The sequence below is a fragment of the Herpetosiphon llansteffanensis genome (assembly GCF_003205875.1).
Lineage (GTDB): Bacteria > Chloroflexota > Chloroflexia > Chloroflexales > Herpetosiphonaceae > Herpetosiphon > Herpetosiphon llansteffanensis.
The window spans coordinates 74770-89550 of sequence record NZ_PUBZ01000125.1 but is presented as its reverse complement, the minus strand read 5'-3'; the positions used below and the strand labels follow the sequence as shown (position 1 = coordinate 89550).

Annotated in this window: 11 protein-coding genes; 7 read left to right on the top strand and 4 right to left on the bottom strand. The window is 51.4% G+C overall.

Features of this window, described 5'->3' with window-relative positions; all coding sequences use genetic code 11:
• The 4 genes from C5S61_RS20250 (at window position 1) to C5S61_RS20235 (ending at window position 6268) form a co-directional block, all read left to right on the top strand.
• Window positions 1-1548, top strand: coding sequence for a serine hydrolase domain-containing protein (locus C5S61_RS20250; RefSeq protein ID WP_110517994.1), 1548 nt, complete (start codon window positions 1-3; stop codon window positions 1546-1548).
• A 148-nt stretch (window positions 1549-1696) separates the two neighbouring features.
• Window positions 1697-2917: a PD-(D/E)XK nuclease family protein gene (locus C5S61_RS20245; protein WP_124033477.1), complete on the top strand. Its 1221-nt coding sequence runs from the start codon at window positions 1697-1699 to the stop codon at window positions 2915-2917.
• A gap of 264 nt (window positions 2918-3181) precedes the next feature.
• Window positions 3182-4204 carry a hypothetical protein gene (locus C5S61_RS20240; RefSeq protein WP_110517990.1) on the top strand — a complete coding sequence of 341 codons (1023 nt, stop codon included), beginning with the start codon at window positions 3182-3184 and terminating at the stop codon, window positions 4202-4204.
• A gap of 108 nt (window positions 4205-4312) precedes the next feature.
• Entirely contained in the window at window positions 4313-6268 is a 1956-nt protein-coding gene (locus tag C5S61_RS20235; protein WP_240614546.1) for a potassium transporter Kup, read from the top strand.
• A gap of 67 nt (window positions 6269-6335) precedes the next feature.
• Here the strand turns inward: C5S61_RS20235 and C5S61_RS20230 are convergent, their stop codons facing one another.
• From C5S61_RS20230 to C5S61_RS20220, 3 genes are read right to left on the bottom strand one after another with little or no spacing between them, the layout of a single operon-like run.
• Window positions 6336-8945, bottom strand: a complete 2610-nt coding sequence (locus C5S61_RS20230) for an ABC transporter permease (protein ID WP_110517988.1) — start codon at window positions 8943-8945, stop codon at window positions 6336-6338.
• Window positions 8942-9625 (bottom strand): ABC transporter ATP-binding protein, encoded by a 684-nt coding sequence (locus C5S61_RS20225; RefSeq protein WP_110517986.1) that lies wholly within the window; start codon window positions 9623-9625, stop codon window positions 8942-8944. Before C5S61_RS20225 ends, C5S61_RS20230 begins: the two co-directional genes overlap by 4 nt.
• A 34-nt stretch (window positions 9626-9659) precedes the next feature.
• Window positions 9660-10424 carry a M15 family metallopeptidase gene (locus C5S61_RS20220; RefSeq protein WP_205701443.1) on the bottom strand — a complete coding sequence of 255 codons (765 nt, stop codon included), beginning with the start codon at window positions 10422-10424 and terminating at the stop codon, window positions 9660-9662.
• Window positions 10425-10538: 114 nt separating this feature from the next.
• Here C5S61_RS20220 and C5S61_RS20215 point away from each other — a divergent pair, with 114 nt between their 5' ends.
• The 3 genes from C5S61_RS20215 (at window position 10539) to C5S61_RS20205 (ending at window position 12793) form a co-directional block, all read left to right on the top strand.
• Window positions 10539-11219 carry a response regulator transcription factor gene (locus C5S61_RS20215; RefSeq protein WP_110517984.1) on the top strand — a complete coding sequence of 227 codons (681 nt, stop codon included), beginning with the start codon at window positions 10539-10541 and terminating at the stop codon, window positions 11217-11219.
• The gene (locus C5S61_RS20210; RefSeq protein WP_110517982.1) at window positions 11212-12330 is read left to right on the top strand and encodes a sensor histidine kinase; all 1119 of its coding nucleotides are present in this window, start codon (window positions 11212-11214) and stop codon (window positions 12328-12330) included. The genes C5S61_RS20215 and C5S61_RS20210 overlap by 8 nt, the downstream gene beginning before the upstream one ends.
• Before the next feature lie 193 nt (window positions 12331-12523).
• Complete coding sequence (locus C5S61_RS20205) at window positions 12524-12793, top strand: hypothetical protein (RefSeq protein WP_110517980.1); 270 nt, start codon at window positions 12524-12526, stop codon at window positions 12791-12793.
• A 126-nt stretch (window positions 12794-12919) separates the two neighbouring features.
• Here the strand turns inward: C5S61_RS20205 and C5S61_RS20200 are convergent, their stop codons facing one another.
• Window positions 12920-14779, bottom strand: a complete 1860-nt coding sequence (locus tag C5S61_RS20200; protein ID WP_124033476.1) for a hypothetical protein — start codon at window positions 14777-14779, stop codon at window positions 12920-12922.
• Between the last annotated feature and the right edge of the window lie 2 nt (window positions 14780-14781).

Sequence of the window (14781 nt, the reverse complement as noted above, 5' to 3'; positions counted from 1 at the left end):
GTGATTGCCAAATCTTCGTCATCCAAGTATTCGACGCGGGCTGGGAGCGGCGCACATCAATTTCATTCTTATCGTTGGCTTTGTTTGTTGGCATTGATCGGCATGCTTTTGGCGCTTAGCCATCAGACGGTTGCTGCCCAACGTGTTGATGAGCAGACGCTCAGCAGCATCGATGCCTATATTAATCGCCAGATGGATGAATTGCGCATTCCAGGTTTAGCACTGGCGATTGTGCATGGCGATCAGATTGTTGTTGCCAAAGGCTATGGCGTGGCCAATCCCCAAGGCGCTGCCATCACAACCCAAATGCCGTTTAGTATCGGCTCGTTGACAAAATCGTTTACCGCAATCGCCATTATGCAGCTTGTTGAGGATGGAAAACTTGAGCTTGATGCGCCAGTCCAGCGCTATCTACCGTGGTTTCAGGTTGCCGATCCAGCGGCTTCGGCATCGATTACGCTGCGCCATTTGTTGACCCATACGAGCGGGCTGCCGCGTGATTTGGAATCATCTGGCATGCCCGACGATGCGGCCAACCCACTGCGTCTAGAACAGCGGTTACGCGAACTTAACGCTACGCCGCTTGAATTTCCGCTTGGCAGTTACAGCTATAGCAATGCTGGCTATATGCTGCTCGCCATGATTATTCAACAGGTGACAGGCCAGAGTTATGAAGGATATGTGGCCAAACAGGTGTTTGAGCCATTGGGCATGAGCCACAGTTTTGGTTCGATTGATGCAGCGCGATCGGCGCAGCCAGCCACTGGCTATCGCTATTGGTTTGGCCATCCAATTGCCGCAGCAGAACCAGCCTATCGGAGCGGCCCGGGCAATGGCGGTTTGTATGCGAGTGTCGACGATATGGGGCGCTATCTGATTGCGCAGCTCAATCAAGGGCGGCTTGGCAGCGCGGCAATTCTCTCGCCTGCGGGCATGGCAACCCTGCATCAGCCAGCTGTTGAGCGGGCTGGTGGTTGGTATGCCATGGGCTGGGGCGTGAGCCAAACCAATGGTCGAACCCTGCTGAGCCATAGTGGCCAGACCTACAATTATTTTGCGCGCATGGTGCTCGTACCTGAACAAGCTTGGGGCGTGGTGGTGCTGCAAAATTCACAATACACGGTTCGGCTGCTTGCTGGCGATCTCCGCCAAGATGCGCTTGCAGACGGAGTTGTGAGCATTTTGCTTGGCGAAACTCCAGTTGATCCACCAAGTTCAAACATGTTTTGGCTGATCTATGCTGGCTTTGGGCTGCTGATTGTTGTTCAGCTGGCAGGCATTGTTCGCGCTAGCCGGATTCGGCGGCGCAAACGTAGCCAACCTGGGCAGCTCACAATGCGCCGAAGCTGGTGGCGGATTGGCTTGCCAGTTGCGGGCAATCTGGTTTGGGCTGGATTAATGCTGCTTGGCTTGCCTGCGGTCGTTAATTTGACCGAGGTTGGCTACCAAATCCCTGATTTGACGGCAATTCTCTTGGCGAGCGGCGGTCTTGCTTTGGGCTGGAGCATCGTCAGAATCACGTGGATTATCCGACCTTTAACGAGTTAATAAATTGCAAATATGTCTGTTTTACAGAATAAATTAATATTGAGTAATACTATAATATGTGATATAACAATCGGTACTAAGTAGTCTAATAAAAAGCTTAGTAGCTGCTTTTGCTTCTATTTTTCCTATCTAATCACTATGCCAAGATTTGTATAACCTTACTTTGCAGGATGAAAGAGGTAGTTTAATGGCTAAGAAAAATAATGATCATGTAGCTGCAATTTTAGAGTTGCTTCATGACCCAAACTTTGTCCAATTTGAGGCAGAACAAACGGCTCCAACAATATTTAATGCTGTTGGGCGAACGCATACTGAAACATGGCATAGTGCACTCTTGGGCTGGTTACTTGATCCGAAGGCAAGTCATAATCTAAAAAACTACCCATTACAACGGTTTTTGCTGCTCATGGCCAATAATCAGGTAACCAGCCATCCAGCAGCATTTGATTTACGCTGGCTACTCACATTTGTTCAGCTTGATGAGGCCAATGTCCGCCCAAATGAGCGAGAACCAAGCGAAGTCAGGGTCAAAGATACAGGTCGCTTTGATGTTTTTATCGATACGCTACGTTTCAATGGAGATCTTCCTAGCCCATGGCAGGAGGTGCAAATCCTCATCGAGATGAAAGTTGGCGCAGTAATCGATCAAGGCCAATGTGCGCGTTATATTCAGCATATTGAACACCAAATGCAGCAGCAGATTTTGACAATTCCCGTCTATCTTGCTCCTAGTAAGGCGTTTGTGAAGGATACTGCCTCATTATTGGGCGATGATCGTTGGATACCAATTCATTTTCAGGATTTGTACGATGAGGTCATTGAACCATGTCTGCAATCGCCGAATATCTCACCATTTGGGGCAACTGTATTAAATGAGTATGTCAAAACGCTTCGTTATCGCTTGAAAGGTGGTTCTCCATTGATTATTAATCAGCGTGATAAAGAGTTAGTTTGGCAGTTGTTTAACGATCACCAGGCGGCAGTAACAATGTTTTACCAGATTTTAGCCGACCAATTGGATGATCAAAAATCACCAATTCAGCCTTTAAATGCAACCAACACTACTGCTAAATTTGCGATTCGCATTGATCAAACCGTATTTCAAGCAAAATCAATGCGCGATTTGTATCAGCAAGCCTTACAGTATCTTGATCAACGTGGCTTACTTGAACATCTTCCTTTGCCAATTGCTTCAGGGTCAAAGCGCTATCTGCTTGCAAACCAGCCAATCCATCAAGCAGGCAATGAATTTATTTTGCCTGCTAACTATAGAGATTATTATATGGAAGCCAATAAGAGCCATGATGGCGGGCTTAAAGATTTAGGCAAGTTATTAAGTTTGTGTGGTTTACGCTTTGAGGTATTGTAAACAGACACTTGTATTACCAACCTAGGTTTCGTATAAAAATCTTATCCTGTGGCGCTAACAGCAACGTATGTTAGCGCCACAATAATGAAATCAACCATCGCTCTCCTAATATTAATGGTTGATTTGCGCGAAGACCCCTTTAGCAAGGAATAATCTTTAATACTTGTCATAATAGTTTCGGCATATGGCTGAGGGTTGTTATCCCAAATTTGCACTTTTAACGTATACTGTTGCGCGTGCAATTGTTCACATGGGAGGCGACCAGTGCCAAGTAAAATTGACCCCAATGATTGGGATGCGAACTTTTCGGCTAAGGGGCCGCGTCAACAAGGCCCACTCGGTGTTTTGCTGCAAACCTTATTAGTGCTTGGGATTGCTGGTGGCTTAGGCTATGGGGTTTGGCTGCTGAATCAGAGCCTTGATGAGCAAAATGCCGCCAATAATGCAACCGCCACGGCTGTTGCGCCAACAATGTTTGCACGGGCAACGCAACGCGCACTTCAAGCAACCCAAGCGGCGGTTCCAACTGCAACCCCCAATTTGCCGCTTGGCCGTTCGTTGGCAACTACGCCCTTACGTTTTGAGCCAGACGAACGCGCAAGCTCGAAAGGCAATATCAACCCCAACGATAGCCTGCAATATATCGAATCACGTGAGGTTAATGGAGTTCTTTGGTGGAATGTTCGGCTTGCTGAGCGCGCCAACACCGATTTGCCCGCCGCCGATATTGGCAGCAGCGGCTGGGTTGTGGCCACAACTGTGACTGAGCCAAGTGCGCCGCCGCCAGTTGTTGCCGATACAACGGCTGTGCCTGCTGGCCCAGTTGACCTGCCAACCGCGCCAATCGATCCAAGCAGCGTGATTTTGACCCGCAATAGCAACACGAATATGAGCGTGTCGCATCCACAGGCTTGGACTGAATATGCGATTGGTGACGATCTCGCGGTCTTTTTTTCAACCGCAACCGATGGTGAGCAAGGCATCTTGGCCCGTAAGGTCATTGGCAAAAGCGACGATGCTGCTGGCATCCAATCAGCAATCGAGGAAACGCTTAATCTCTTGGCTGCGCCCAATACCCAACGCGAATATGTGATCAATGCCTCTGAAGGAACTGTCAAATTTGTGCGGCTTGTGCGTGGGCAAGAAGCAAAAATTCAGGCCTTTGTCACGGTCAAGCCCGGCCCTGGTGGCAGTTTGGGCGTGATCGTTGGCTTTGTGCCCGAATCTGGTTATGCAGCAAATGAAGCTATTTTGCAGCAAATAACCCGCAGTGCAATTGTGCAATAAACAGGCTCGGCAGGTGGCTTGCGCCGAGCACCACCTGCTTTTTAATAGTGGCATATGCTATGCTATGCGATTGAACGAATGTCGCAGTTTAAAGGCGGTTAACCATTTATGGCACACGAGGCAAAGCAACCAATTGATCAAGCAGCCAACGCGCATGATGATCATAATCATGACCATGGCTCGCATCACCGTCCAGCTCCGACCGGGCGTTATCTCGCGCTGCTTTCCTTGTCGGCGCTGGGCATCGTCTACGGCGATATTGGTACCTCACCACTCTATGCAATGCGCGAAAGTTTCCATGCTGGCCATGGCCTCGCCCTGACCCCAGCCAATATCCTTGGGGTGGTATCGCTGATTTTCTGGGCCTTGGTCACGGTCGTCACGATTAAGTATTTGATCTTTATCGTCAAGGCCGATAACCGTGGCGAGGGCGGGATTTTGGCACTCACCGCGTTGGCCACACCGATCAAACAGATTGGCACAACCGGCAAAAAATGGGTCGTGTTGTTGGGGGTCTTTGGCGCGGCGCTGCTCTATGGCGATGGCATTATTACGCCAGCGATCTCGGTGCTCAGTTCAATTGAGGGCTTGAATGTCGCGACAGACTTCTTTCAACCCTATATTATTCCGCTGACCATTCTGATCTTGATTGGTTTGTTTTTGATTCAGCGCTTTGGTACAGCTCTGGTTGGCAAACTGTTTGGGCCAATTACCTTGCTCTGGTTTACTGTGCTCGCCGTGCTTGGAATCGTCAATATTATTCACGAGCCAGGCGTAATTCGGGCGATCAACCCGCTGTATGGCTTGGAGTTTTTTCAGAATAACGGCTGGAAGGGCTTTCTTGTGCTGGGCAGCGTGTTTTTGGTGGTAACCGGCGGCGAAGCGCTATACGCCGATATGGGCCACTTTGGGCGGCGGCCAATTCGCATCGCTTGGTATGTGGTGGTGCTGCCAGCGCTGTTGCTCAATTATATGGGCCAAGCTGCGCTGCTAATTCGCGAGCCAGAAGCGGTCGAGAATTCGTTTTTTCGTATGGCTCCATCATGGGCTTTGTATCCGTTGGTTATTCTGGCTACGCTGGCAACCGTGATTGCATCGCAGGCGCTAATCTCAGGTGCATTTTCGATTACGATGCAAGCCAGCCAACTGGGCTTTTTGCCTCGTACCCGTACCTTGCACACCTCGCGCACCGAATATGGCCAAATCTACATTCCAGTGGTTAACTGGCTGTTGATGGTGGCGTGTATTCTGGTCGTGATTGCCTTCCAAACCTCATCGAATCTTGCTGCTGCCTATGGGATTGCAGTCACCTCGACGATGGCAATTACCTCAATCATTTTCTATGTGGTAGCCCGCGAACATTGGGGCTGGAGTGCGTTGAAAGCTGGTTCGCTCACTGGCTTCTTTTTGGTGATTGATATGGGCTTTTTGATTGCCAATGCAGTCAAAATTCCGCATGGTGGCTGGTTTCCCTTAGTGGTTGCAGTCGTCTTATTTACGATTATGACCACCTGGAAGCGCGGTCAGCATCTGGTGGCCGAACGAGCGAGTAGCGATCAACTGCTTTCTGAATTGACCAACCGCATTGCTCACGATCCGCCAGTGCGCGTGCCTGGAACGGCGATTTTTCTCAGTGCGCGGCGTGATGGTGCGCCTGAAGCGTTGTTGGCCAATATGCGTCACAATGGCGTATTGCACCAACATATTTTGCTGGTGACGGTTGAATATCGCCAAGTGCCGCACGTTGAAGAGCACGAGCGCTTTTTGGTTGGCGAGGCTAGCCATGGCTTCCGCACCTTGACGATTTTCTTTGGCTTTATGGAAGATCCTGATGTGCCGAACGCCTTGGCCAAGGCAGTTATTCCAGGTCTAGCCTTCGATCCCGAACAAACCACCTACTTTGTTAATCGGACGAAGGTCATTGCAACCAAGCAATTGCCCGGCATGGCGCTTTGGCGCGAACGGTTGTATGCAGTTATGCTGCAAAACTCAACTAGCGCCGCCGATTTCTTCAGCCTGCCGCCAACTTCAACTATCGAGATTGGCACACGGGTCGAAGTCTAAAACCGCAGTTCAATTGCGCGAAAACGCAGGCTTGTGGCAACCATTCCACAAGCCTGTTGGCTTTAATCTAACTATATTCTGTTTTGATAGTTTCGATGATGTTGTCGTTGCGCAACTGTGCTCCAGCCCGCTGCATGGTGGCATACACCAGCCCAAGAATGGCGACGCAACAAACCCCAATCGCACCCCACGGCAAGGTAAAGCCAAAACTGCCAACCATACCAAATTGATAATAGAGAAAAACACTGAGGGCAATTGCTAGTGGCAGCCCATACAGCAGCGCAGTCAGGCCATAAAATAGGCTCTCGTAGCGTAGCATACGCCTGAATCCTGCTGGGGTTAGCCCAACCGATTTGAGCATGGCAATTTCGCGCCGCCGTAGTTTGATGCTCGTATCAAGGGTATTGAGCATGTTAATCACGCCGATCAGCGTAATTAAACTAAGAAACCCATAGAAAAACAACCGTGTCATCAGGTTTTGTAGCTCTTGGCTGCGATTGGCTTCTGCTGCTGAATAATATGAGAAATTGCCGCCAACCGTGCTTTTATACAGCTGTCTGAGCGACTCGACTGCTTTGTTTGGGTCGTTACTCTCGATGTACATTGCCCCCGGATTGATTGGCCCAAACTGGAGCAATCGGTCGTGCAAACCATCAAATACCGCATCAGAGACGATTAAATCGGCAACCATTGCAGGCCCCATGCCAATCATGCTCAGCGGCGCTTGTTCAGTGACTGCACCGACCGTCCATGTCAGGCTGGGCGTGCTTTGGTCTGCTGCAAAAATCGCGATTGGATCGCCTGGCCGCAGCGTGAATAGGTCAAAATCATAGAGCTTGCCATTCTGGCGATGCTTGTAATGGTTGATCAAGATGCCCTGTGGCTGGGCAGGATCAAGGTATTGCTTTGGGTCGAGGTCAAGCTGCTTGAGATAGTGATTGAACTCACTCTGCCCCACGGCACAAACTTGGAGCACAAATTGGTAGCGATCATTGGCCATAGCTTTGGCTGGATTCAGCTCTTGGATTGCTTGATGGGCTTGGTCGGTGATGCCGCTGCGTGAAGTAATGTATTCTTCGTAGGTGCAGCGGCGATAGGCAACCCGTTGGATTGCGGGCAATTGGCCGACCTGCGCGGCAAAATCATTGGCATGGCTCTGGCGATAATCCAAATCAACAATCAGATCAAAGCCCGTTGCTTGACTGGCCATGGTTCTGGTTGTCGTCGTGTAGAGCATCAGTGAATTGAAGCCGATAAATAAGATGATGCTGATCATTAGCGAGATCAATGAGGTGCGATAGCGTTTGCGGTCGCGCTTGAGCGCTTTGAGTGCCAATTCGCCCTCGAACCCGAAGAACCGCCGAACGAGCGGGCTGGTTTGCCATTTGAGCGGCTGATTGGCTTGAATGTCGTCATGCAAGCGAATTGCCTCAATTGGCGTAATTTTGGCAGCGCGGCGGGCAGGAATCCAAACCGAAACGACGGTTGTTGCAGCGGCAAATAGGCCGCTCAACCCAATGATTAATGGCGAGATGATCAGCGGCATGCCCTGCTCTGCATCGACAATTAACTGGGCAACAACGCCTTGGGTAAGCTGCAAGAGCAGTCCAACCCCAGCGATTGCGGCCACGAGGCCCAATGGAATGCCGATTGCTGCGATAATTGCCGCCTCAATCAGCACGATCCGCCGAATTTGCGCGGCGGTAGCTCCCACGCTGGCAAAGATGCCAAACTGCTTTTTGCGCTGGCCAATCGAAATGCCAAACGCATTGTAGATGACCAACGCCGAACCAAGCACAATCAGGCCAATCAGCGTGCTAAGAATCACCAAAAAGGCTTGCACATAATTGGAGCGACCGCTGCCACCCATCCATGGCAACAAACGCTCGTTATAGCTAATTTGCTGGCTCGCATTTAACCCAATGCTGCTGGCGATTGCTGGTGCAGTGGCGTTAATTGAACGTGGCTCGTGAGCCAAAACAGCAACATCGACATGCTCGCTTGGCGTTAGTTGCGCTGAATCGAAGAACGTAAAGGCCTGAAAGGCTGCGGGCATGCTGGTTTCATTGGGGAGTGGCACGATGTGGCCGACCACCGTATAGCGTTTGCTATAGCTTGGCGTGATTGTTTCTGTTGCTTGCAGCGCTACAAATTCTTCGCCACCCCAGGCTTGCACCATCGCTGCCCGATCGGGAATGTTGCGCAGGCCAAAGCTGAGGGTGATTGACGCGCCGAGTTGCAAATCGAGGCCTGAATCTTCAACCATCACTGGAGAAACGAGCAGTTCATTGCTGGTTTCAGGCAAACGCCCAGTAATCAACTGAATTGGTTGCTGTTGCAATGAGCGCTGATCATAGGCTGTGACATACAGATACGGTCGGACTTCGTTGTGGCTGCCGTAGGTTGCACTGCCCAGCGGTTGGCTGAGCATTGCCGTTTCGATTGCGCTATGCTGGCTGATAGTTTGGGCTTGGGCAACTGCCACGTTTTTGAATTGGGCATGCCAATTGCCAGCCATAAAGATCGCATGATCGATCATCACCTGCTGAACGCTGCGACCCAACAAAAACACGCCGCAAATCAGGGCCGAGGAGAGCATTACGCCGACGATGGTTATGGCAGTGCGCTGTTTGTTGAGCCGCAAGTATTTGAGCGTATAGCGAATGAGAATGTTCATGGTTGCACCGCCTCATCGCGCACGATTCGCCCATCGCCAAAGCTGATGATGCGATCTGCTTGGCGGGCAATCTCATGGTCGTGAGTAACGATGATTAATGTTTGTTGATAGCGCTGATTGGAAAGTTTGAGTAGCGCAATAATCTCCTTTGAGGTGGCGCTATCGAGGTTGCCGGTTGGCTCGTCTGCAAGCATCAGGGCTGGCGTATTGATCAGCGCCCGCCCGATTGCGACGCGCTGTTGCTGCCCGCCGGAAAGCTGGTTGGGCAAGTGATTCAGGCGCTCGCCCAAGCCTAGTGTGGCAACAACTTCTTGCAAGCGTGCTTGCTCAAGCTTGCGTTGATCAAGCAACAGCGGCAGGGTTATATTCTCTGCAACGTTGAGAATCGGAATCAGATTGTAGAACTGATAGATGAGGCCAAGCTGTTGGCGGCGAAAAATCGCCATTTGGGTCTGATCAAGGCTGCAAATATCGCTGCCATCGACCAGCACCTGGCCAAAACTTGGCGTATCGACCCCGCCAAGAATGTGCAGCAGCGTCGATTTGCCCGAGCCAGAAGGCCCAACAATCGCCACAAACTGGCCTTTTTCGACAGTGAAACTCACCTGATCAAGCGCCTTAATTTGGGTCGCGCCGTGGCCATAGACTTTTGACAGCTGGTTTACCTTGAGAATTTCCACGCTTTCTCCTCCAATACATGCTGGTTGGCTCACATCATGGCTGCATTCGTGGATCGTGGGTTGGGTCGAGATACATTTCTGGGCAGCCCGATTCAATTGCTTCTGGGCGATATTCGTAATGCCAAACTTCGTTCCCATAGATTTGACATAATCCGAAATTGTCGCCATGTTGAATCAGCCAATCGAGGGCTTTGTAGGGGCCAATATCGACCGCTAAGCCTGCGACGTGGGTTGATGTTTCTGGGCTAGCGACCCAACGCGCAGCTTCGGCCTCAGAGCCATAGTTCACAATTGCCTCCTGCAGCAATTGATTTTGATAGGCTGGAGAACGCCAGCCACTGGTGACATTGAACACAACATCATTTTCGGCAGCATCGTTGGCTGCTTGACGCAGGGCATTCAACAGAGCTGGGTCAAGATTGGCGATTGCTGGCAGGTCGGTATCAAACACAGTTGTGCCCTCAGGCACCATGCCATCAGCAATGCCAATCTCGCCATCGTGGGCAAATTGTGGCGGATCGTTGGGCGGCGCAAGCATTTCGCTGGGTGGCGTTGGCTCGCTCGTTGCTTCAGGCTGCGGCGTGGCAGTTGCTGGCGCTGCAGCTGCCACAACTGGCGGCGGCGATGGAAGCAGGGCGGTCTCGGTCGGTGGGCCGTCGATCAGGATAGCGGATTGGTCGAAGCCTGGCATCCGCAGTTGGAAGCTGCGGAATGCACCAAACGCTGCGACGATGAGCAATCCGGCTACTAGCAACCAGATAATCCGACGGGTTGGAGTTTGGGTTGGTTTGTGATACATCATGGCGCTAAGGTAGCAAGCCTAGTGTTGCCAGAACGTATTCAATTTTCAATATGCTGCTGATATGGTTGGGCTGCTATAATTTGTTGCATGAACGAATAGGAGCATTTGCGCATGCGGGTCTTAATTGTTGAAGATGAACTTTATTTGGCCGAGGCTATTCGTGATGGCTTGCGTTTGGCAGCAATTGCCGCCGATATTGCAGGCGATGGCAACACTGCATTAGAACTGTTGGATCTCAACAGCTACGACATTGTGGTGCTCGATCGCGATATTCCAGGCCCTTCTGGTGATGAAATTGCCAAATTGATTGTTGCCTCTGGCAGTGGCATGCCGATTCTCATGTTGACTGCTGCCGACCGACTTGATGACAAGGCTTCTGGTTTTGAGCTGGGCGCTGACGATTACCTGACCAAGCCGTTTGCGCTGCAAGAATTGGTGTTGCGGCTGCGCGCGCTTGATCGGCGGCGTGCTCATAATCGGCCACCAGTGCGCGAGCTTGCTGGTTTGCGCCTCGATGTCTTTCGGCGCGAGGTCTATCGTGATGGCCGCTATATCGCACTGACGCGCAAGCAATTTGCGGTGCTTGAGGTGCTCGTGGCAACCGAGGGTGGAATTGTGAGCGCAGAAGAGTTGTTGGAACGCGCTTGGGATGAACATGCAGACCCATTTACCAACGCCGTGCGCATTACCGTCTCTGGCTTGCGCAAACGGCTTGGCGAGCCATGGTTGATCGCGACTGTGCCCGGGGTTGGTTATCGAATTGACATCCATGAAGAGGCTGAACGTGGCTAGGCCAGATGGATTGAGCGTTCGGCTCAAGCTGACCATCAGCTATGCAGGCCTATTAATCTTTGCCGGAATTTTGATGGTGGCAGCGATCGGGGTCTTTTATTATGTGCCTGACGCAGCGATTACCGCGCTTGGGCGCTATGTTCCCGACATGTTGCGTGAGCCAGTTGCGCGTGCCTCAGCGGTCTTATCATTCTTATGGCTTTTTGGCTTGCTTGGCGGCTGGTTTTTGGCTGGGCGCATGCTGGCTCCGCTGGCGCGAATTACTGATGCCACCCGCAAGGTTGCTAGCGGTTCGTTGACGCATCGGATTGGCTTAGAAGGCAGCAATGATGAGTTTCGCGAGCTAGCCGATAGCTTTGATGCAATGTTGGTGCGGCTCGAAGCTCATGTTGGCGAACAACGCCGATTTGCCGCCAATGCCTCGCATGAATTGCGCACACCCTTGGCGATTACCCAAACCTTGCTCGATGTGGCGCGTAGCGACCCAAACCGCATCACCACGGAGTTGATCGAGCGGCTGCATATGGTCAATGCGCGGGCAATCAACTTAACAGAAGCTTTGCTGATGCTTAGTCGTGCTGATCAGCGCTCGTTTACGCCTGAACCAGTTGATCTCTCGCTGATTGCCGACGAAGCGACTGAAACGCTGTTGCCACTTGCTGAACAACGCGGGCTGAGCATTGAAACCTTTGGCGATCTGGCTCCGACCATCGGCTCAGCGGCGCTTTTGCTGCAAGTGACCATGAACCTTGTGCATAACGCGATTGTGCATAATCTGCCAGAATATGGCTGCATTTGGGTTTCAACCAGCGTCGAACACAACGCGGTGCTGCTGAAAGTCGAAAACAGCGGCGAGCAACTTAGCCCAAGTGTGGTCGCTACGCTGGTGGAGCCGTTTCGCCGTGGTAGCGAGCGCATCCAAACCAGCCATGCTGGCGTTGGGCTTGGCTTAGCGATCGTGAAAAGCATTGTTCAAGCTCACGATGGCGTGCTCACGCTCACCTCACGCGCTGCTGGTGGCCTGTGTGTGAGCGTTCAACTCCCGCTGCATGTGGATCATGATTTAGTGCTAGCCGCCCAAAAAGATGTTCAACCAGCCTCAGTGTGCTGAATCGGATCTATACTGTAAATTATTCTGTTTTGCAGAAAATTAATCTAGCATAACGAATGGTATAAACTACGAGCACAATCATCAACCCACAATTCAAATGCTGTTTTGGAATGATTGTCGTTCAACATTCAGCAACAGAGGTGGCATGGATATTCCTCACAAAGTCTATGATATGGTGATTCGAGGAGGTACGATGGTTTGTGCAGAAATTCCAATGCCTGCTGAATCGACCCGTCGGGCATTCATTGGTGTCTATCCTCTGAACAATAATGAATTTAATATTCGTTATTTTGAGGTAGAACGGCATTTAATTGAGATTAATGATGACATTGGAGAAAGTTCATTACTGAATCAGGAGTGGTATCGGAATGTCACGGCAGACGAACTGTGGATTATCCTCAGCAAATGGTTGGACGATTTTAACGAGCTCGTCCAACCATATCGCAATGATTACCCGATTTAGGTTGCGCGAGAATTAAAGGAGGCGCATGATCTGCCACAACCTGCGCCTCCTTGACCAAATCTATGTGTATTGCTTGGCATAGTTTAGGGTATTGAGACTGCATCGCCTGCCAAGTAACGGTGGGTATTACTGACCCGTTGCCCACGCAAACGCTGCTTTGACCAGGGTTTGACCATCAGTGCTGAGCGTGCCGCTATCACTGAGGAACAGCCCAACCCGTCGGGCTGGAGCAACCACGTTGCCAACCATCGTTGCGCCCTGCGCGTAGCCAAAATAGACTTTTTTACTATTGCTGCTCCCTTGCGGAGCAATGCTGATCGCGCTGCTCGCTGGCACACCATAGGCCATGGTACCGCTGCCGGTGTAGACCGTGACCGTACCACTTAAGCCACCTGCTAAGCCATGGGTCGCATTGCTGATGACAAGACTATTGCCGGTGGCCGTCCCATAATCGGTCGTGGTGGTTGGCCCCGTCATGCCCAAATCGTCGTAGATCGCATGCTCCCACACGATGACTGGCACCGCGACATTGGTGAATTTCGTTCCAACATTGCCGGCTGCGACCGATGACGAAATCAGCACCAGCTGCTTGCCCGTCGCATCAGCACTGCTCGATTGGGCTGCGCTCTTGAGGCTGACCGTGTAGCCTTCGCCAACTAAGAGTGACTGAATCATCGTGTCACTGGCATTCAAGGCAGTTGCATCACCCACAACAAATAAGGCCGTTTTGGGCGTGCTGGGCGTGCTGGTGCTGCTAGCACTGGTTGGCGTAGCGGGTACGGGCGTAATGCTGGCGGGAATGCCGGTCGCGGTCGCCGTTGCTGGCTCAGCGGTGGCCGTGGCACTATCAACCACGGTGAAATCGAGGGTGAAACTGCCACCTTGGGTGCCCGTGGCATTTGCACCACTAAACGCGGTTACGACGAGTTGATGCTGGCCTGCGCTGGGAGTCCAAGCAGTATAATCGCTGCCCGTGTTGCCCTGCAAGGCATACGGTGCACCACCCTCAATGCGATAGGGCGCACCGTCGAGGCTGAACCGCACACTGCCGACCGTGGCTGGGCTGGTGTTGGCGCGAATGTTGAGTCGCCGCGTGCCCAAGGCCACAAAATCGAGGACGGTTGTGCTATCCATCGGATCAAAGCCAATAAGTGGTTGGTCGGTATCCGCATCAAATAAGGTTAATGACGTGACCGTAATCCCCCCAGCAGGCGTTGGCGTAGCAACCGTTGGTGCGCTGGTACTGGTTGGGGTGGCAGTGACCGGAATGGGTGTGCCGCTGGGATCGAGCCACTGGCGAGTTTCGAGGTTGAGCCGCAAGACAACACTCGTATGATCGGCGATGGTTGCAAAATAAATCTGCGCACCATCCGTATGATGAATATATAAGGGTTCTACTGTGCGAGGAGAACTATAGCGTGTCGCAACATCCTGTGTTTGGAGCGTCTGCGTTTCAACCAGTATATATGATACGCTAGGGTCAGCATCTTTTGTGTAGAGTACCAATTCATATTGGGAGTGCGTATCGACCATGAACCAACAATCATGGACGGTTATCGTTCGATCAGGAATATCAAAACATCCATAATGCCGTCCAATAACTCTTGGCACTGGTGACAAAAATGGAGTGAGACGAGTACCATTGGCTCTTGAGGTAGCAATTGCTGCAAAATCAGGGCTGAGGGTGCGGGTAGGCCCACCCGCCGCGACGGTTGCATCATAATATTCTGCTTCGCGATCACGGTCGGCCCAATAGGTTGCCTCAGCCGCTGGTTCAAGAGTTGGGCTTTGGGCAAAAGCGGTTGCTTGCGCATGCAGGGTTGCATTAATCGCATCAACCGTTTCCGTCGGATGAACCGTGGTAGTTGATAAAAAGCTTTGTGTGTTATGATCTCGTGCTTGTTCTTGGTTGCTTATTCTGCCACATCCTACTAGTAGCATAACGAAACTAAGTCGTAGTCCAAGCTTGATCCATGACTTAACCATAG